This window comes from Azospirillum isscasi, assembly GCF_030849505.1.
GTDB lineage: Bacteria > Pseudomonadota > Alphaproteobacteria > Azospirillales > Azospirillaceae > Azospirillum > Azospirillum isscasi.
On the sequence record NZ_JAUJFI010000018.1, the window covers coordinates 1 to 19274 of the forward strand.

Annotated in this window: 13 protein-coding genes; 1 reads left to right on the forward strand and 12 read right to left on the reverse strand. The window is 68.3% G+C overall.

Features of this window, described 5'->3' with window-relative positions; genetic code table 11:
• Window positions 1-234: 234 nt before the first annotated feature.
• The 11 genes from QSG27_RS06030 to QSG27_RS06080 form a co-directional block, all read right to left on the reverse strand.
• Window positions 235-1341, reverse strand: coding sequence for a GNAT family N-acetyltransferase (locus QSG27_RS06030; protein WP_306704226.1), 1107 nt, complete (start codon window positions 1339-1341; stop codon window positions 235-237).
• Window positions 1338-2345 carry an NAD(+) synthase gene (gene nadE / locus QSG27_RS06035; RefSeq protein WP_306704227.1) on the reverse strand — a complete coding sequence of 336 codons (1008 nt, stop codon included), beginning with the start codon at window positions 2343-2345 and terminating at the stop codon, window positions 1338-1340. The genes QSG27_RS06030 and nadE overlap by 4 nt, the downstream gene beginning before the upstream one ends.
• A gap of 71 nt (window positions 2346-2416) precedes the next feature.
• Window positions 2417-4432 (reverse strand): asparagine synthase (glutamine-hydrolyzing), encoded by a 2016-nt coding sequence (gene asnB, locus QSG27_RS06040; protein ID WP_306704228.1) that lies wholly within the window; start codon window positions 4430-4432, stop codon window positions 2417-2419.
• 55 nt (window positions 4433-4487) lie between these two features.
• Entirely contained in the window at window positions 4488-6044 is a 1557-nt protein-coding gene (locus QSG27_RS06045; RefSeq protein WP_306704229.1) for a class I adenylate-forming enzyme family protein, read from the reverse strand.
• Window positions 6045-6106: 62 nt separating this feature from the next.
• Window positions 6107-6403, reverse strand: a complete 297-nt coding sequence (locus tag QSG27_RS06050) for an acyl carrier protein (protein ID WP_306704230.1) — start codon at window positions 6401-6403, stop codon at window positions 6107-6109.
• A gap of 400 nt (window positions 6404-6803) precedes the next feature.
• A complete protein-coding gene (locus QSG27_RS06055) occupies window positions 6804-7715 on the reverse strand; it encodes a polysaccharide deacetylase family protein (RefSeq protein WP_306704231.1) in 912 nt (303 codons plus the stop codon).
• A 57-nt stretch (window positions 7716-7772) separates the two neighbouring features.
• Window positions 7773-8900, reverse strand: a complete 1128-nt coding sequence (locus QSG27_RS06060) for a glycosyltransferase family 4 protein (protein ID WP_306704232.1) — start codon at window positions 8898-8900, stop codon at window positions 7773-7775.
• 76 nt (window positions 8901-8976) lie between these two features.
• Window positions 8977-10173 (reverse strand): glycosyltransferase family 4 protein, encoded by a 1197-nt coding sequence (locus QSG27_RS06065; protein WP_306704233.1) that lies wholly within the window; start codon window positions 10171-10173, stop codon window positions 8977-8979.
• Between the two features lie 7 nt (window positions 10174-10180).
• Window positions 10181-11113, reverse strand: a complete 933-nt coding sequence (locus tag QSG27_RS06070; protein WP_306704234.1) for a glycosyltransferase family 2 protein — start codon at window positions 11111-11113, stop codon at window positions 10181-10183.
• 58 nt (window positions 11114-11171) lie between these two features.
• Window positions 11172-12509: an O-antigen ligase family protein gene (locus QSG27_RS06075; RefSeq protein ID WP_306704235.1), complete on the reverse strand. Its 1338-nt coding sequence runs from the start codon at window positions 12507-12509 to the stop codon at window positions 11172-11174.
• A gap of 271 nt (window positions 12510-12780) precedes the next feature.
• Entirely contained in the window at window positions 12781-14226 is a 1446-nt protein-coding gene (locus QSG27_RS06080) for an exopolysaccharide biosynthesis polyprenyl glycosylphosphotransferase (RefSeq protein ID WP_306704236.1), read from the reverse strand.
• Between the two features lie 860 nt (window positions 14227-15086).
• On the opposite strand from QSG27_RS06080, the gene QSG27_RS06085 reads away from it, so the two are divergent.
• A complete protein-coding gene (locus QSG27_RS06085) occupies window positions 15087-16568 on the forward strand; it encodes a lipopolysaccharide biosynthesis protein (protein ID WP_306704237.1) in 1482 nt (493 codons plus the stop codon).
• 75 nt (window positions 16569-16643) lie between these two features.
• Here QSG27_RS06085 and QSG27_RS06090 read toward each other — a convergent pair whose 3' ends face one another.
• Entirely contained in the window at window positions 16644-19112 is a 2469-nt protein-coding gene (locus QSG27_RS06090) for a cellulase family glycosylhydrolase (RefSeq protein ID WP_306704238.1), read from the reverse strand.
• Between the last annotated feature and the right edge of the window lie 162 nt (window positions 19113-19274).

A 19274-nucleotide genomic window follows, 5' to 3' on the forward strand; every position in this document is an offset into this window, starting at 1 on the left:
CGTCGATAGGAGGCATGTGGACCGGCGGCAACGCCTGAAGCTGAGCCTTACTAATCGCTCGATCGGCTTGATCCTTCATGAACGTCGCGTGCAGCGGCAAACCGCTCATGAACTGGATGATGCATCCTCACATTCTCGACTTTGTGCACGACCCGAACGACAAGGGCGCCCGCGACGATGCGGGCGCCCTTGTCGTTCGGGCTTTTCCTGGCCCAAGTCTTACTCGCCCAAGTTTTACTCGCCCAAGTCCTTGAAGCCCATGTCGCTGTCGGCTGCGGTGACGAACCAGTTCTTCGGGTCGCCGACCAACGGGGTCAGTTCCGCACGGTCCGCCGCGGGCCGGGCCATCATCCGGGTCGGCTGGCGCAGACCGTTCTTCAGGCACAGGAAGCCCATCACCGACAGGGGGCGTGCGGCCTGGGCGTTCAGCGTCCGGCAGACCAGGGCGGCCATCCGCTCCCGCCGGCCGCGCTCGACCAGAAGGGCGAAGGCGGGCATCAGCCAGCCCGGACGGGCCAGGTAATCGCAGACCACCCCGACGCTCTCGCCGCGCCAGCGGTCCACCCGCAACACCACATAGGCCATCACCGTGTCGCGGCGCATGATCAGGAAGCGGCGGTGTCGCGCCGCGTTGGCGATCTTGTCGAAGCGCCATTGAAGGAAGGCGTGGTCGCGCCGGGCGGCGCAGAGATGTTGCGGGGCCGCGGCCTCCCACAGGCCGTCCATGCGCTCGTCGAAGCGGTCCACCTCAACCAGTCGGGCGCCGAAGGTCCGGGCCGCTGTGTGGCCGACGACCGAGGCGGCGCTCATCGCCGGTTTGCCCAGCCGCGCCATCATGCGGGCGAGCCCACCGTCATAGGGGCTGACGCGCAGGCAGCGCGGCGGGTCGATCACGCGCAGGTAGGTCGGGATGTTCCCCAGATCCAGCCAGCCCGCGCGCTTGTAGGACTTGTAGGCGGCGTCGGTCATCGACAGGGAGACGCTCACCTCGCTGGCGGCGGCGTGGGTCTCTGACAGGCCCGGCCCGACGCCGCGCAGCCGCCATTCCGGGGCGACCATCAGGTCGATCGCCCAGGAGGCGCGGCGCACCCGCCCCCCCACCTTCAGCGCAAAGGGGATGCCCGCCTGCTGGCCGACGATCCCCCCGTTCCGCTTGCAGACCCAGAGCTGCATCCCCTCCGGATCGGGAGTGGGCGGTTCCTCGAACAGCCAGTGGAAATGGGCGCCGTCCAGCAGCGGGGAGTCCGCGCCGAAGTGGTCGCGCTGGAAGGACTCCAGCGCGACGCGGTCTTCGGACAGGAACCGTTCCACACCCCGCTGAAGCCAGGGCATTGCGGTCATGCGTCGCTCCCGTCAACCTCGACCGGCTGCACCAGCGCGGCGTTGCGCAGGATGCGGCCCGAGGTGCGGCGTTTCAGGACGATGTCCTTGTAGACGCGGCGAACCTGATCGACGGACAGGTTCAGGGCGCGGGCCGCCTCGTCCTCCGGCACGCCGCGGCCATAGGCGCAGAGCGCCAGATCCAGCTTGTCGTAGGGGATGGCGTAGTAGAACTCCTCCTGCGACTGCGGCAGGGTGTAGGTGTCGGTGCTCGGCGACTGGCTCTGGATGTCGTCGGGCAGGCCGAGGTAGGCGGCCATCTGGTAGACCTGCGTCTTGAACAGGTGGGCGATCGGCTTCAGGTCGGCCAGACCGTCGCCGCCGCGCACGAAGAAGCCCAGCTCATACTCCAGCCGGTTCGGCGTGCCGAGCACGGAATAGTTCAGCCGGTCGGCGTGGGTGTATTCCATGGTTTTGCGGACGCGCTGCTTCAGGTTGGTGGCGGCGACCACCGACAGATAGACGTCCACCGGCATGCGGCTGGTCTGGCGGTCGCCCTCCGGCGACTCCACCGTCATGGTGAAGTAGTTGACGCGGTCGGCGTCGAGCAGTCCGGCGGCCAGCCCGATCTTCTGCTTCCAGCCCGGCCCGTATTCCGGGAACAGGCGGCGGATGGCGCTGTCGCGGCGGTCGTAGCAGCCGAGCGCGGTCAGCGGCGCCGTGATGTTTTCCATGATCGGCTCGACGCCCAGGCTCTCGCAGAGCAGCCGGCCCCGGCGGGTGCTGTCGGGCGAGGATTCCTTCTCCGGCATCAGGATGGCCAGCACGCGGTCCGGCCCCAGCGCGCGCACGGCCAGCGCCGCGCAGACCGAGCTGTCGATGCCGCCGGACACGCCGAGCACGACGCCCTGGCGCTTCAGGTCGTGGGCGACGGTGCGCTGGATGAACTGTTCGATCTCCCGCGCCGCAGCCGCGCAGTCGAGCGAGAGGGCGTTGGCGTCGAAGGGATGCAGGGCGTTCAGCATGGTGTCGGTTTTCCCGGTTGGCGTTGTTGCATCGACTGTTGGATGGGACTGTGCCTGGGGACTGCGCCGGATCAGGCGGCGGCGCTGTCCAAATGCTCTTCGAGAATGTGGATGGGCGCGGCGTCCAAGCGGGCGCGGAGCGACGAGGCCCGGCCCGGCAGCTCGTCCAGCACGTTCCGGGCGAGCATCTGGAGGGTGAGCACGCCGACCAGCGCCATCTCCTCGCGCTCGCCGGCCATGCGGCCGTCCTGGCGGTGGGCCTTGGCGGCCAGCGCGGCGACGCCGGCGGCGTCCACCAGCCCGTAGCGGTTCAGCGACTCCTCGGACAGCAGGTCCTGGACATAGGCCGGGGCCTGGGCGCCGAAGAGGGCGGTGGTCATCGGGGCGCGGTAGGGGCGCTTCGGACGGTGGAAGATCTCCGCCGGCAGCAGACGCGAGGCGACGCGGCGCAGCGCCAGCTTGTCGCGCAGCCCCAGCATCTTGACCCGGTCGGGCAGGGCGGCGCAGAGGTCGTCCACCTCCGGGTCGAGGAAGGGATAGCGGACCTCGATGCTGTGGGCCATCGCCACCCGGTCGCCCTGGCTGGTCAGCAGGTAAGGCGACATGAAGGCGGCGATCTCCGTCCACTGGGTGCGGGCGAGCGGGCTCCAGCGCGACCAGCCGGCGGGCAGATGGGCGGCCACCGCCTGATCGAACGCCTGCGCGTTGGCCGCGGAGCGCACGTCCGCCGCCAGCAGGCGCTGGGTCCAGGCGGTGTTCTGCCAGCGGATGCGGTGGGCGTAGAAGGGATCGTCCGTCTCCGCCATGCCGCGCTTCCAGAAAGCCTGCCAGAGCGGGCTGTCCTTCTGGCCGTTGGCCGCGGCGTAGGGGTGGATGCGGCTGAGAAGCTTCGGGCGCGCCGTGGAGTGCGGCTGCCGTGCCCAGAAGCGGCGGACCTTGTCCTCCTTGAAGATGTCGTAGCCGGCCAGCCACTCGTCGGCGCCCTCGCCGGACAACACGACGCGGATGCCGCTGTCGCGGACGAGGCGGGAGAGCAGGAACAGCGGCGCCGGGGCGGTGCGGACCAGCGGCGATTCGCCGTGCCAGATCACGTCGGGCAGGGCCGCCTGGATGTCCTCCGCCCCGCAGAGGATGTCGTGATGCTCGGTCCCGACATGGTTGGCGACCAGCCGCTGTTGCGGGGTCTCGTCGAAGGCGGTGTCGGCGAAGCGCACGCCGAAGCTGTGCATCTGCGTGGTGTCGAGCTTGCGGGCCAGCGCCGCGATGACGGAGCTGTCCAAACCGCCGCTGATGTAGACGCCGACCGGCACGTCGGCGCGCAGCCGCAGGCGGATGGCGTCGAGCAGCTTTTCCTCCAGCCGGTCCGCCGCCTCGTCCAGCGTGAGGCGGGACAGGGCGGGATCGCCGGCCATGTCCGGCTCCCAATAGCGGGCCTCGTGCAGGCGCAGGTCGGCGTCGATGCGGATGGCGGTGGCCGGCGGCACGCTCTGCACCCCGGCGAAGACGCTGCCCTGGGGGGCGACGCTCCAATGGGTGAAGACCTGGGCCAGCCGGGCGGCGTCGAAGCGCGGCTCGATCCGCCCGCCGCCGAACAGGGCCTTGGCCTCCGACGCGAAGGCCAGATGGTCGCCGCTGCGGGCGTAGAACAGCGGCAGGATGCCCAGCCGGTCGCGGACCAGCCACAGCTCCCGCTTCGCGGCGTCCCAAAGGCCGATGGCGAACTGGCCGTTCAGCTTGGCCCAGGCGGCGGGGCCGTATTCCTCGAAGGCGTGGACGACCACCTCGGTGTCGGTGCGGGTGTAGAAGCGGTGCCCGCGCGCCTCCAGGTCACGCCGCAGTTCGACGTGGTTGAAGATCTCGCCGTTGAAGGTGATCCACAGCGTCCGCTCCTCGTTGTGGATCGGCTGGAAGCCGCCGGCCAGACCGACGATGCTGAGGCGCGCGTGGGCCAGCCCGATCCGCCCGTCGCGGTAGAAGCCGTAGCCGTCCGGGCCGCGGTGCCCGATCATGGCGATCATGCGCTTCAGTTCGTCGAGTCCGGCGGGCTCGGCGCGCGGCCCGGCGAGAACTCCGGCGACACCACACATCGCACGCTCTCCTGTGTGTCGTGGTCCAGCGGGAAGATGGTCCAGCGGAAAAGGGTCAGGCGGTTTCGGCGAGCATCGCGCGCTTGATCTTGCCGGACTCGGTCTTCGGCAGCTCGTCGCGGATCTCGATGAATTTGGGCACCAGATGGCTTTCCAACCGGCCCCGGCAGTGCTGGCGGATCGCCGTTTCCGTCAGGGTGGCGCCGGGGCGGACGACCAGATAAGCCTTCACCGCCATGCCGTCGGCGGGGTCGGGCACGCCGAGAACGGCGGCCTCGACCACGGCTTCCAGCTCGTAGAGGGCGTTCTCGACCTCCTTGGGGCTGACCTTCTCGCCGCGGCACTTGAACACGTCGTCCTTGCGGCTGACGAAGTAGAGGCAGCCGTCGGCGTCCATGGTGAAGAGGTCGCCGGTGTAGAGCAGCGTCTCGCCCTGCGGCCCGCTGCGCAGGCGTCTGGCGGTTTCCTCCGGGCGGTTCCAGTAGCCGCGCATCACGTTGGCGCCGCGCACCACCAGCTCGCCCACCTCGCCCGGTGCGGCGCGGTTGCCCAGCTCGTCCACCACATAGGCTTCGCAGTTGGGGATGGCCCGGCCCACCGAAGCGGTCTTGGCGCCGAGGTCCCGCGGGTCGAGGTAGCAGATGCGGGTGCAGCATTCCGTCATGCCGTACATCGAGTAGAAGGCGGCGTCCGGGAAGCGCTCGCGCAGACGGTCGATGTGGGCGGTGGGCAGGGGGGCCGCCGCGTTGGTCAGGTAGCGCAGGGAGGACAGGTCGGCGGTCTTCAGAGCCTCCATCCCCAGAAGGGTGGAGAAGAAGGTCGGCACGCCGGGCAGGCCGGTGATGCGGTGCTTCACCATGCGCGCCAGCGTTTCCGCCGGAAAGGCGAAGGAACGTTCCAGAACCACCGTGAAGCCGACCCGCGCCCCGGTCAGGACCTGCGACAGGCCGTACCCGAAGGTCAGCGGCAGGACGCACATCACGACGTCGTCGGGCGTGTTCTCCAGATAGGTGGAGATCGACCAGGTGGTGTTCACCAGCGCGGCGTGGCTGAGCATCACGCCCTTGGGCCGCCCGGTGGTTCCGGAGGTGTAGAGGATGGCGGCCAGATCCTGGTCGATCAGGCCCCGGTCGAGCGGTTTGCCATCCGCCGCGGCGGATGGGTGGGCGGCCACGATGTCGGTGAAGGAGAGCCCGCCGGCCCCGGCCGGCACGGCGGGCCCAACCCACAGCGTGGTGACGAGGTGAGGCGCCTCGCCAGCCGCCGGCACAACCTGCCGGGCGAGCGCGGCGGGAGCGATCAGCGCCCGCACGCCGGCGTCGGTCAGGATGTAGGCCAGCTTGTCCGCCTTGGTGGACGGGTTGACGGGGACATAGACGGCGCCGGCCTTCAGCGCGCCGAACAGCCCGGCGACATACTCGATCGAGTTCTCCAGCATCACCGCCACGCGGTCGCCGCGCACCACCCCGGCGGACTGGAGCGCGCAGGCGACGGCGTCGCTCTGGCGGTCCAGCTCGGCGAAGGTGGCGGCGGTGTCGCCCGCGATCAGCGCGGTGTGATGCGGCCGGCTGGCGGCGGTTTCGCTGAGGAACTGATGAAGCAGGTGCGCCATGACGCTGTTCCCTTGCCTGGCTTCGGTGTCTGTCCCGATGGTCTGGTCCGTCCGGCGGAGGATCAGGCCGCGTCCTTCAGGGCGCGCTTGCGCTCGACGTAGGCGGCGATGCGGCTGACCGATTCCAGGTTGTCGGCCACCATGTCCTCGTCCTCCACGAGGATGCCGAAGTGCTCCTCCAGGAAGGCCACGACATGCATGATGCCGGTGGAGTCGATGATGCCGGTCTCCAGCAGGGATTCGGCGTTGTCGAAGCCGGAGTCGCTGCCCAGCAGGAAGTTCTCCACGATGAAGGCGCGGATTTCCTGGGTGGCGGGTGCGCTCAGGGTCGTCGTCTCGGTGGTGGTGGCGGTCCGCATGTCGCTGGCAACTCCTGTGGGTTTGATCGTCGATCCTTGGCCGGCAGATCGGGACGGAGAGGCCGGCCCCAAGGGAGGATTAATCCAAAGGGGCCGATCCGTTCCTTTCGGTGTTACCGCCTCGTTGCGTGGGATCAGGAAAGCAAATTCCCGTTCCTTGCAGAGAGGTTCCGGCAACGCCGCCGAGTACGTCATTCTTTATTGCATTCAATTGCGGTGTTTTCGAGAGTGCAAAGGACGATCGGGCGGTGAAGACAGTGGCTAACCACTCAGGAGCATTGCAATTGAGGGGGGAATACCTTCTCGTACTCTTGGGGAACCCTCTCTGACTTGCGGCGTAGGCTGGGCCTACGGCTCCCGTCATGGTTGCTGGGGGCCCAGGGGAACGCCTTGGCGGGAATCACGCCGCCGGCAGCGGATCGCCGTGCGTCGGCGCCGGAGCGGGCGTGACGCCGCCGCCCTTGCGCTTGCGCAGCCAGGCCGGGATGCCGGTCACCTGGACGGACAGCCAGTCCACCGAAGCGTCGTCGGAAATGGGCACGGCGCGCAGGCGCAGCGGGTCGGACTTCGGGCCGTTCCAGCCCGGATCGATGGTGCGTGCGGTGCGGTAGCCCGCCTGCCGGATGATCGCCACCTCGCGGTCGCTGAAATCGCCGTTGGGGAAGGCGAAATGGCGGCAGGGCAGGCCGGTCGCCTCCTCCAGCTCCGTCCGGCAGAGCGCGATCTCCTCGGCGCAGCGCCGGTCGTCGCATTGCAGGAGGATCGGGTGGGTGCGGGTGTGGGCGCCGTAATCGGCGACGGAGGCCAGATGCCGCACCTCGTCCCAGGTCAGCGACTGGCGGTCGGCGCCGTCCAGGTCCGGATCGTCGCCGGCCTCGGTCAGACGGCGGCGGCGCTCGGGATCGGGAACGCGCTTCAGCGTCTCCACGCCGATCCGTCCGGCGGCGGCGGTCTTCCACCAATAGGGGCGGGCGGTGCCGACCACGCGGCTGCACAGATAAACGGTCGGGCGCACCCCGAACTCGCGGAACAGCGGTTCGAGGCGGGCGTTGTTACGGTGGCCGTCGTCGAAGGTGACGACCAGCGGATAGGGCGGCAGGTCACCCCACCGCCCGCTCTCCAGCGCGTCGGCCACCGCGTCCAGCGTGGTGAAGCTGTAGCGTTCGGCGTACCAGGCGAGATGGGCGCGCATGACCTCCGGGTCCGGGTCGTGATAGACGACGATGGTCACGTTCCGGCGCGCGAACAGATTGCGGAACAGGGCGCCGACTCCCGTCCAGCGCACGATTCCGGCCGCGATGGCTTGCTTCATGGGGATTGGACCTCTGCTGTGGTTCCGGCGCCTTGTTTCCGGCGCTTTTGCCTGCCGTCAGCCGGAGCGCGCCCGGCGCGGGCCGAGCGGTGCGGCGTGCGACGGATCGGACATCCAGCCGCGGGCGTTGCGGCGGTAGATCTCGATGATGCGTTCCCGGTAGACGGCGATGTCGAACTGCCGCTCGAAGCGCAGGCGTGCGCCCCGGCCCAGGCGGCGGCGCAGCTCCGCGTCGTCGATCACGCGGGCCAGCGCCTCGGCCAGCGCCGCCCGGTCGCCCGGCGGAACCAGCAGGCCGGTCTCCTCGTCGGCGATGGCGTCGCCCACGCTGCCGACCGGGGTGGCGACGATGGTCAGGCCGTTGGCCATGGCTTCCAGCACCGACATCGGCAAGCCTTCGAACATGGAGGGCTGGACCAGCACATGGGCCTGCACCAGCTCCTTCCGGCAGCCCGCCTGGTCGAGCCAGCCGGTGAAGCGCACGCGGTCTTCCAGCCCCAGGGTCCTGGCCTGCGCGCGGTAGCACTCCAGATCGCCGTCGCCGGCGATGGTCAGGTGCCAGGACCGGCTGCGGCAGACGTCCGACGCCAGCGCGTCCAGCAGGACGTCGATGCCCTTCAGCTTGATCAGGCGCCCCAGGAACAGCAGGCGCACCGGCCCGTCCCCGGCGCGGTCCGGGATCGCCTCCGGCCCCGGCACGGCGTTGTGCAGCAGGGTCACGCGGCCCACGGTGGGGAAGGTGGTCACCACCCAGTTGCGCCAGTATTCGCCCAGCACCACCACCTCGCTGGTCATCGCCATCATGTGGCGGATGGCCCAGCGCGACGGCGGCCTGGCGTCCTCGTAATGCTTGGGGAAGCGGCCGCCGTGCAGATGCAGGACGACCGGCACCCGGAACAGCGAGGCCATGGCGACGATCAGCCCCTTGCGCAGCACGCTGCCGTACTCCGCCATGTGGATGTGCACGAGCTGGGCCTTGCCGGTCACGAAGCAGCCGAACAGGCGCAGCATCGCGGCGGCGAAGTAGAAAGGCATCAGATGGAATTTCGCGTCCGGCCCGTAGCTGTCGATCACCTCGAACTTCACGTCGGGCCGGTGCTGCTTCAGGTCCGCCGTGAAGTTGTCGACGATCCGCCCCATGCCGCCCTTTTCGAGCGTTCCGCCGGGTGAAACGATGTAGATCATATCCGCTCCTGACTGTCGCGCTCCCCTCGCGAGGCTTCAGGGAGGAAGAAATGAAGGCGCCGCGGAACAATGGGTCCTACTGCCGGCCCGCGCGGGTCAGCGACGGCTTGGCCGCCGCGGCGTCGGGCAGCGCCCCCAGAGACGGGCGCCGCACCGCGTCGGGGCGGGCAAGCTCCGCATAGAGGTCCTGAAGGCTGCGGCCGTAGGCCTCGATCACGAACTTCTCCAGGAACAGCCGGCGCCCCTCCACCGACAGGCGGGTGTAGAGCGCCGGGTGGGCGGCGAGGTCGCGGACCGCCCGGGCCAGCGCCTCCGGGTCGTTGACCGGGACGATGCGCGCGGTCTCCCCGTCGGTCAGCACCTCCGGGATCGAGCCGACCGGGGTGGTGACCACCGGCATGCCGGCGGACAGCGCCTCCAGGATCACCATGGGAAGCCCTTCGTGGGTCGAGGGCAGCAGCAGCATGTCGTGGTCGCGCAGATGGCCGTGCGCCTGTTCGCGCGAGATCCAGCCTTCGAAGCGGCATTCGCCGTCCACGCCCAGCTCCGCGGCCATGCGGCGGTAGCCCTCCACGTCGCCGCCGCCGCCGATGGTCACGCGGAAGCGGAAACCCTGCTCCTTCATCAGGTGGCAGGCGCGCAGCAGCGTGCCGATGCCCTTGCGCTCCGACAGGTTGGCCAGCACCAGGAGCGACACGATCGCCCCCGGCGGCGGGGCCGCGCGGACGGGCAGGTCGGCGCCGATGTCCGGCACCGCGTTGTAGAGCACCCGCACCTTGTGCGGGTCCGTCCCGACCGACTGGACCAGGAAGCTGCGCCAGCTCTCGCCCAGCACCAGCGCGATGCCGCAGCGGTCGAACAGCCAGCGGCTGATCGCGCGGGACACCGGTCCCTTGTTGAAATACTCGACGAAGGAGGCGCCGTGCAGATGCACCACCGTGGGGCAGGAGAACAGCCCGGCGAAGAGCTGCACCACCGCCTTGCGCCAGAAGCTGGCGTTTTCCGACACGTTGATGTGCACGACCGAGGGCCGGCGCAGAACCATCAGCGCGCCCAGCCGGGCCAGCGTGCCCGCCAGATACAGCGGCGACAGGAACACGCTGCCGGTGCCGCGGGTGTCCAGCACCACCGTCTCCGGGGCGGACGGGCTGTTGCGGAAGGCATCGACGATGTAGCCGGTCATCCGCCCGATCCCCCCGCCGCCATCCAGGGCGCCGGGGGTGGCGAAGACAACGCAGGCGCGGGCAGCAGCCTTCTTGCGCTTGAAAGCCATGCTGTCCTCACGCCGTGCCGGGAGCCGAGAAGATGGCCTGACGCAGCCGGCGCCGCAGCCCGACCGGCATCAGCGAATGCATCAGGAAGGTGGTCAGCGCCATCGGGGTCGGCGCGCCGTCCCGCAACGCCGATTTCAGGATGCGCTTGCGCACCGCCGGCGTGCGCGCCGCCTGCTCCCCGCCGGTGGCCTGGAGAAGCAGGCTGGCGTAGGCGCGCGGCGACAGCATGGGCCGCATCGATTCCGCCCAGTTCAGGGCCATGTCGATGTTGTGGCAGGTGGACAGGGTGATGCGGTCCGATTCCGTGTAGTGGACGGCCAGCACCTCCGGCACGGTGACCAGGGCGCAGCTTTCGATCCGCCCGCAGGCGATCAGCCATTCCCAGTCGTCGAAGGCCGATTTCGGGATGGGCTGGCGCAGCAGAAGCGCCTTCGGCGCCAGCAGCGTGGTGGTGGGGGCGAAGGTCTCGCCCTTGAACAGCCCGTGCCGGACGAACAGGTAGTCGCCGATCCGGTCCCGCGGGGTGCACAGCCGGCGCGGCCATTCGAAGTCGCCGCGGGCCGTCACGACCTTGCAGCGGCAGCTCATGATCGGGTAGCGCACGCCCGGGGGACGGGCGGCCATCTGCAGGGCGATCTTGCCGGGCATCCATTCGTCGTCGTCGTCGAGGAAGGCGATCCAGGCGCCCTGCGCACGCTCCACGCCCAGATTGCGGGCTCCGGCGGCGCCGCGGTTCCGTTCCAGCGGGATCACGGTCAGCCGGGGATCGCCGAACGCCCTCAGGCGCTCCTCGGTGGCGGGGTCGGGGCCGTCGATGACGACGACGACCTCCAGCGGGGCGTAGGTCTGGGCCAGGGCGCTTTCCACCGCCCGCGCCACCATGTCGGGCCGGTTGCGGGTGGGAATGACGACGGTGACCATCTCTTGCGGGGACGTCATGACATTACCTTCTGTCGCGACGGAGATTCGGGGCGGAACATGAGGGGGCCTCCTTCCGTCAGCCGGGCCGGGCCGGACCGCTCCAGCCGGCGGACGGAGGCGCGGCGTAGGAGGTTCCGTAAGGGGAGGAACTGGCGAAGGCGGCTTGCGGCGCGGTGTGCCGGTCCTGCATCCGGGCCTGCATCTTGGCCCAGCGGCGGCGCTGCACGAGGCGGGTCACCGCGACCACCAGCACGATCCAGTTCAGCGAGTGGCGTTCCAGGAACACGCTTTCCGAAATGGAGATCAGCATCAGCGCGCAGCCGACGGTGAAGATCCAGGCCGGCTCGGCGCGGTTCCCGCTGTAGCGGACGGCGGCGAAGCCCTGGATCAGCAGGCGGCCCATCAGCATCGCCGTCAGGATCACGCCGGGCAGGCCCAGGTCCAGCCACGCCTCGATCCAGCCGTTGTGGGCGGAGTTGATGCCCCAGCCCTGGGTGAAGGTGCTGCCCGGCCCATAGGCCCCGTACCAGTAGGCGCCGTAGCCCCAGCCGAGCAGGAAGCGGTCCTGGATCGACATCAGCGTGTGCTCCCACAGCACCGTGCGTCCGGTCAGCGTCGGGTCGCGGCCCAGCATGTAGAGGATGTCGTGCCAGAAGGTCGTGCCGCTGGTGATGCCGACCACGGCGACCAGCAGGATGAAGGCCATGGCCGGCGCGAAGCTGCGGATGCCGCCGCGCACGAAGCCGCTGGCGAGCAGCAGGCCGGCGACCAGGATCGAGGTGACCAGACCCGTGCCCGACCGGCTCATCACGATCAGCAGCAGGGCCATCAGCAGCAACGGGCGGACCACCCAGCGCTTGCCCTCGCGCGTCCAGTCGAGCCAGAGCAGGCAGAGCACCAGCCACACCATCATGCGGCCCGTGACGTTCTTCTGCCAGAAGATGCCCTTCCAGGCGCCGACATGCTGTTCGCTGTCCAGCCCGACCGCCGGCATCGCGAAGACCGAGACGTAGGACAGCACCATCAGGATCGACAGGCCGGTCGCCAGCATCCGGACGATCTCCGGGAAGCTGTAGCGCAGGGCCAGATAGACCGCGAAGGCCGTGGTGAACAGGAAGGCCACCGCGCGGCGCAGCGTCACGTCCGGATAGATCGACCACAGGGCCGACAGGAAGGCCAGCGCCACGATCAGCGACACCGCCGGGCTGCCCGTCGGCAGGCGGAAGGCCAGGCTGGGCCGCGCCGCGATCAGCGCCAGGATCATGACGTAGACGGCCATGAAATAGATGACGGCGCCGGGCGCGTCCGGATCGGTCGTGCCGCCGCCGGTCAGCAGCGCCGGAAGCACCGAGCCGCCGAACGAGACGATGCAGAAGACGGTGACGCTCTTTTCCAGAACTTCGAGGACTTTCATGGGGCCGCTGTTCCGGTGAAAAGGGCTGTGATGGGCAGTGAACGCCCATCGGGCGCACACCGCATCGCACTCTGAAGATGCCAACCCGATGCCCGGACCTGTAGCCGGGCGGAGGCGTTAGGCCGAAGGAGGCCGCCCCCGTCGGGGCTACCTCCGGTTGGGCCGGACACCCCGATCTTGCGGGTCCGGGAGGGCGTGGGAAGGCTCGCTCCAGAAAAGGGAAAGCCCCTCTCCCGCGTGGGAAGAGGGGCCCGGATGGAGCGCCGCGGGGTCATGACCCGTCGCCTTTCAGGACGATCACCGCGGTCTTGCACAGGATGTAGAAGTCGAACAGCAGGCCGCAGTTGCGGACGTAGAAGACGTCCATGGCGACGCGCTCCTGGAAGGTGGTGCGGTGGCGGCCCGACACCTGCCAGTAGCCGGTCAGGCCCGGACGGACGGAACCGATGACTTCCGCCGAGGCGCCGACCTCCGGCAGTTCCTTCGGCATGTAGGCGCGCGGACCGATCAGGCTCATGTCGCCCGTCAGGATGTTCCAGAGTTGCGGCAGCTCGTCGAGCGAGGTCTTGCGCAGGAAGCGGCCGACCGGGGTGATGCGCGGGTCGTAGGTCAGCTTGTGGTAGGTCATGTACTCTTCGCGCATCTTCGGATCGTTCTCCAGAAGGCGCTGGAGATGCTCTTCCGCGTTGATGTGCATCGAGCGGAACTTCAGCACGTCGAAGGTCTTGTCGCCGCCGGCCCAGCGCTTCTGGCGGAACATGACCGGGCCGGGGCTGTCCAGCCGGATCGCCGCGGCGATGCCCAGCATCAGCGGCGCCACCGCCACCAGCAGGATGCCCGACAGCAGGATGTCCAGGGCGCGGCGGATGCGCAGGTAGCTGGTCGGCGGGCGGACCGAGACGCGCAGCGCCAGCGAGCCGTGCAGGTTGTGGTAGGTGGCGTCCACGGCGCTGACGTTGCCCTCGCCCAGCAGGCAATAGACCTGTTTGAAGGGCAGCCGCGCGACCAGCGCCGTCAGGTCCGCACCGTGGCGCCCGATGTCGGCGACGATGGCCGCCTGGGCCTGTTGGGCGTAGGCTGGGGACTTGGCGAGAAGCTCCGTCGAGCCGACCACCGGCAGGTTGGCGACGCGGGTCTGCCACAGCGTGTCGTCGTCGTCGAAGAAGCAGACCGGGCGCATGCCCAGCCAGGGCAGCCGTTGCAGCTTTTCCGCGATGGCGGCCCCCTGCGGGCCGGCGCCGACGATCACCACCGGGGTGCGCCAGTTCAGGGCGCTGGCCATCAGGCCGTGCACCAGCAGCAGATCGGCGGCGTAGGTGATGGCGAAGCCGACCAGGGCGACCGACAGCGCCTCCACGAAAAAGGAACGGAAGCCGTCCATGACGATGAAGGGCACGGCCAGCACGGCGACCGACAGCAGGGCCGCCTGGAAAGTGCGGCGGGTCCGCTCCAGATAGTCGAAACGGCCGAGCGAGTAGATTCCGAAGACCGATTTCACCAGCGGCACCAGCATCAGGCCGGTGACCAGGGCGCGCTGCGACAGGTCCGCCTCCGCGGACAGGGCGTCGCTGCCGAACAGCCGGAGCAGCGTCCAGCCGAGCAGGGCGAGCATGAAGCCGTCGGACAGCGCCAGCAGCAGCCCGGGTCCCACCGCCGGCATGGCCGTCTTCTTCACCGGGGCCAGATTGATGACCGCTTCTGGGTCGAGTTTGCTCATCGCAGGTCCCATTTATGTGTGAAACGGAATGCCATCCGCCTCGCGCCTGACCTAACGCGCCGCAGCGTGAGACGGCCTCACATCAGCTTTTTCTTTGAGTCTTCCTGTGTTCCGAAAGACACACAAATATCAGCGCGTTCCTTACCCCCGTGCAGACAGATCAGGGGGTTGCGCTGTTGTCCACGAATTAGGATAGAGGCTGCCGTTAATCAACAAATCACAAGAGGCTTCCTCAGCCGGCGGCAATACCCCTTACATGATGAGTGGTTTCCGTTGGGCGTATTTGAAGAGATTAAGAAAGGCGGATGACTTCGTCCGGATCATCCGGATCGGCGGCGGCGCTGCTCCGGCTTCGCTCCGCCTACCACCATCCTCCCCGCAATTTGGTGGTAAAGGGAGGATGTTCCCCGCCTCCTATGGCCGGGTGCGGTGCCGGATGGCGGCGCGTTGTTCCGGGTGGCGTGCCCGTCCCGTATGGCCCGCAGCGCGGACGTATCCCGTAAGAAGCCGGCGGACGATTACGGATGACCGGGCCTCTCCAAAGCTCCGTTGATCGCGGTGGGACGGGTTTGCACCCTGGGTGGATTGTGCGTTGGAGCCTTGCCCCCACTCCGGCCCTCGCCCGCTTTCGCAGGGGAGGGGACTGCCGCCGCTTCGCATGAATCTCCCTCCCCTGCGAAAGCGGGGGAGGGCCGGAGTGGGGGCACGGGGTGCCATCGGAATAAGTCCGAAGAAGAAGGTGAAGACGCCAACGTGAAGTTGAAACCTCCCATTCCGGTTCCAATCATCCCAATTGCGTTCGCGGGTGCGGCAGCGCCGCCCCACCGGAGTTCTCGGCGGAGTTCTAGGCGGAGTTCCTGATGGCGTCCGAAGCAGCGACGATCCTGAAGCACGGTTGGCTGTTCATGCTGGCCAACGTGGTCAACCGGGCTGCCGGGCTTCTGCTCCTGCCGCTCTACACCCGGCTTCTCAGCCCTTCCGAATTCGGTGTCTACGCGCTGGTGGTGGTGGTCGCCGACCTGCTGGCGGTCATGCTGATGATCGGCATGAACAACGCCTTCACCGCCGTCTATTTCGAACATGCGGAGGAGGGCGACCGGAGGCGCGTCGCCAGCACCTGCCTGCTGGCGGTGGTCGGGACGTCCGTGGCGATGGTCGGGCTGGCCTGGCCGCTGGGGATGGCGGGAAGCTGGGCGATGTTCGGCTCCCCCGGCCACGCGGCGGTGATGGCGATCGCGCTGGCCGGCGTCGCGCTCACCACCCTGTTCGAGCTGGCGCTGGCCTATTACCGGGCGCGCAAGCGGTCGGGCCTGTGCCTGCTGGTGTCGCTGGCGAAAGTGGTTGCGCTGCTGGCCTTCAACCTGCTGTTCCTGTGGGCGCTCGGCCTTGGGGTGGAGGGCATCTTCCTGGCGAACGGCGCGTCCTTCCTGGCGCTGGGCGTGCTGCTGGTCGTGGCGATCCTGAGGGACACGGGGGTTTCCTTCTCCTTCCCGATCCTGAAGCGGGTGGCGGTGCTGGGGCTGCCCTACGCGCCGCAGTCGCTTCTGGACATCGCCAACAACTTCGTCTCGCGCTGGCTGCTGAACATCCTGCTGTCCACGGCGGCGGTGGGTCTGTTCGCCTTCGGGATGCGGCTGTCGCAGATCCTCTTCATGTTCCTGACCGCCTCCTTCCTGCAAATCTGGTCGGTCAGCCGGCTGGAGGCGCAGCATGGCGCGGCGGACCACGCCCAGGCGGATTTCGTCTTCCACCTGTTCGTCGTGCTGCTGACCGGGGCCGGGCTGGGGTTGGCGCTGACCGCGCCGGAGATCCTGTGGCTGATCGCGTCCGCCGACTACACCCCGGTGCTGGCCAGCATGCCCTTCCTGGTGCTGGCCTATGTGCTGCATGGGGTGAGGATGAATCCGGAGGTGGCGATCCTGAAGGCCAAGCGCGTCGGCGTGCTGCCCTGGATCTCCGCGGCCAGCCTCGCGGTGGGGTCGGCGCTGGCCCTGGGCATGGTCTGGCAGTGGGGCCTGCTGGGTGCCGCGCTCGCCAATCTCGGGCGGGAGGTCTTCCAGATCGTGCTGACCGAGACGGTGCGCCGCCGCATCTGCCGCGACGAGATGCCGTTGAACGCCGTGCGCATCGGCTGGATTCTGGTGCCGGCGGCCCTCGCCTATGGGGTGGGCTGGTACCTGTTCGGGACCGAGATCGATCCGGCCTTCACCGCGGAGAAGGTGGTGCTTGTGCTGATGTTCCTGGTGGCCGCGGTGTTCGGCCCCGGCATGGGATCGGCGGGCCGGGCGCTGCTGGGCAAGCTGCTGCTGGGGCGTGTGCGCCGCCTGCAATCGGTCTCCTGAAAGCGCCTCTCGTGAAAAAGGAACGGGCCGGCGGATCGCTCCGCCGGCCCGTCGTCATATCCGCTTCCGCGGTCGTTACGCGGCCTGATGCTCCAGCAGCAGGTTCACGGCATCCACCGTCGCCATCTGCGAGAAATCGACCGAGGACGGGTCGAAGGCCGGCTGGCTGCCGGCGGACTGCACGGCGGCGGTCTCCTGGGACAGGCTGTGCGCCAGCAGGTCCGCCGACAGGGCCTGGGCGGTGCCCGGCGGGTTGATGGTGCCCACGCCGGTGCCGTCGGCGATGGTCGCCTGCGTCGGGTTGGAGAGCTTCAGGGAGAAGTTCTCGACGCCCTCCGTCACGTCGTCGCTCAGCACCTTGACGGCGACCGTCTTGGTGGTCTCGCCGGCGGCGAAGGTCAGCTTGCCGCTGGCCGCCACATAGTCCGAACCGGCCTTCGCCGTGCCGTCCGCCGTGGCGTAGTCCACCGTCACCGCCTGGCTGTAAGCCTGGGACAGCTTCACCGTGAACACCGCGTCGGTGGTGACCGGGCTGGCGGCGGTGCTGCTGTAGAGGCCCGACTTGATGGCGTTGTACTTGTTGTAATCCACCTGCCAGCTGTCGTTCATGATGCCGCCGGTGTCGCCCGAACCGGGGCTCCAGGCCCAATAGGTCCAGCTCGCCCCCTGGTCGCCCGCGGCGAGGTCGATCTTGCCGTCGCCGTTCCAGTCACCGTTCATGTACTGGACCAGCTTGGGCATCCACGCCTTGTCGATGGCGGTTTCCATGCGGCTGCCGAACTCGCCGACCAGGATCGGAGTCTCGTCGTTCTGGATGAAGTGGCCCCACATCTGGTCCCACTTGGCCGGCATGTTGTTCGGGAAGTTGCCGGCCTTGAACCAGTCCATCATGTAGAGCGACGGGCCGTAGTCGTGGACCGAATAGACCAGCTTGTCCGGCGTGTTGAACTTGACCTCGTAGTTCTTCTCGCCCAGCAGGTTGCCGCCCCACCAGTACCACTGGTTCTGATAGGTCTCGATGCCTTCGACGATCAGCAGCCAGTCCTTGTTGACCGACTGGATGGCGTTGCCGATGCGCTCCGCGGCACGGGCCCAGTCGTTCGGGCCGCCGTCGCCCCAGGTGGCGGGGTTGTGCGGCTCGTTGTGCAGGTCGGCGCCGATGACGGCGTCGTTGCCCTTGTAACGGGTCGCCAGCATCTTCCAGTTTTCGATCATCTTCGATTCCGGGTACTGGCTGGTGTACCAGAGCCCGTTCTCGTTGGCCGACGCGCCGTCGCCGGAGCGGTGGTGGTCGAGGATGATCTTCATGCCGATCTTGTCGGCGTACTCGATGATCTTGTCGAACACCTCAAGGCTGGTCTTGCCGGCCAGATCGGGGTTCTTCGAGTAGTCGATGCCGGTCGGCTTGCGCCCGGCGTCCAGCATCGCGTCGGAGTAGGGCAGGCGGATGACGTTGAAGCCCAGTTCCTGCATCTTGTTCATGTGGCTCTGGTAGCTGTCCATCCACAGCCCCTGCGGCGCGAAGGCGTAGCCCTCGGCCCCGAACCAGTTCACGCCGGTCAGCTTCACGGCCTTGCCGCTGCTGTCCATGATCTGGCCGCCGTCGGTGTGCAGGAAGCCCGGCGCGATGCCGGTGGTCTTGCCGGTCGGCTCCGTCACCGACACGTCGCTGACCGTCAGGGTCGGCTTCGTCGGGGTGGGGGCCGGCGGGGTGGTCGGAGTCGTGGAGCCGGGGAAGTAGCTCTTGTCGGCGTCCACCACCAGCGTGCCGTTCCACCACAGGCCGGACTGGCCCTTCACCACGTCCTTGCCGTCGAGCGCGCCCTTGTCATAGGTGACGTTGCTGTCCGTGGGCAGGACCGACTTGCCGTTGATGGTGATCTTGTTGACCAGCAGGTTGCGGTCCTGGCCGTTCACATAGCCGTCGTTGTCGTACTGGATCTGGACCTTGTGCGCCTGGTCCGCCGTGGCGTTGATCGAGAAGGCGTAATCCTTGGCGGTCGTGCCGGCCACGCCCTCGCCGACCTTCTTGCCGTCGATCAGCAGGTTGAAATGCGCGTTGGTGCCGCCCGCCGGGTTGCCCTGAAGGTTCAGGACGACGTTGGTGTTGCCGGCGGGAGCGGTCGGCGTCGGAACCGGGAAATAGTCCTTGGTCAGCGCGAAATCGAGCGAACCGTCCCACCACATGCCTTCCTGGCCGGGAATCACGTCCTTGCCGTCGGAGGCGCCGCGGTCGTAGCTGACCAGCGCGCTGGTGGAGGCGACGGGCTTGCCGTTCACTTCCAGCGATTTGACGAGCAGGTTGCGGTCCTGCCCGTTCACATAGCCGTCGTTGAAGTAGACGATCTGAACCTTGTGCGCCTGATCCGGAGCGACCTGGGCCTTGAAGGTGTAGCGGCCGGCGCTGGTCGAACCGACCGTCGCCTCGCCCAGATTGACACCATCCAGGAGCAGCCGGAACTGCGGCCAGATCCCGCCGGCAGCCTGCCCCGAGGCGTTGACGACGAAGGTCGTGTCGACGAGACCCGTGGTGGTCGTTGCCATTGGAAGTAACCTCTCTCCATTTTCGGTAGAGGGCAGGTTCGTCCAAAGTGGTTAACGAGATATTTCGGATTTTAGCGAAATGCGGCTCAAAAGCCACGCCTGCCTGTGAAAAGAATGAGGCGCGGCGAACCGCCTTTACTGCGGTTCCCGCGCCACAGTGGG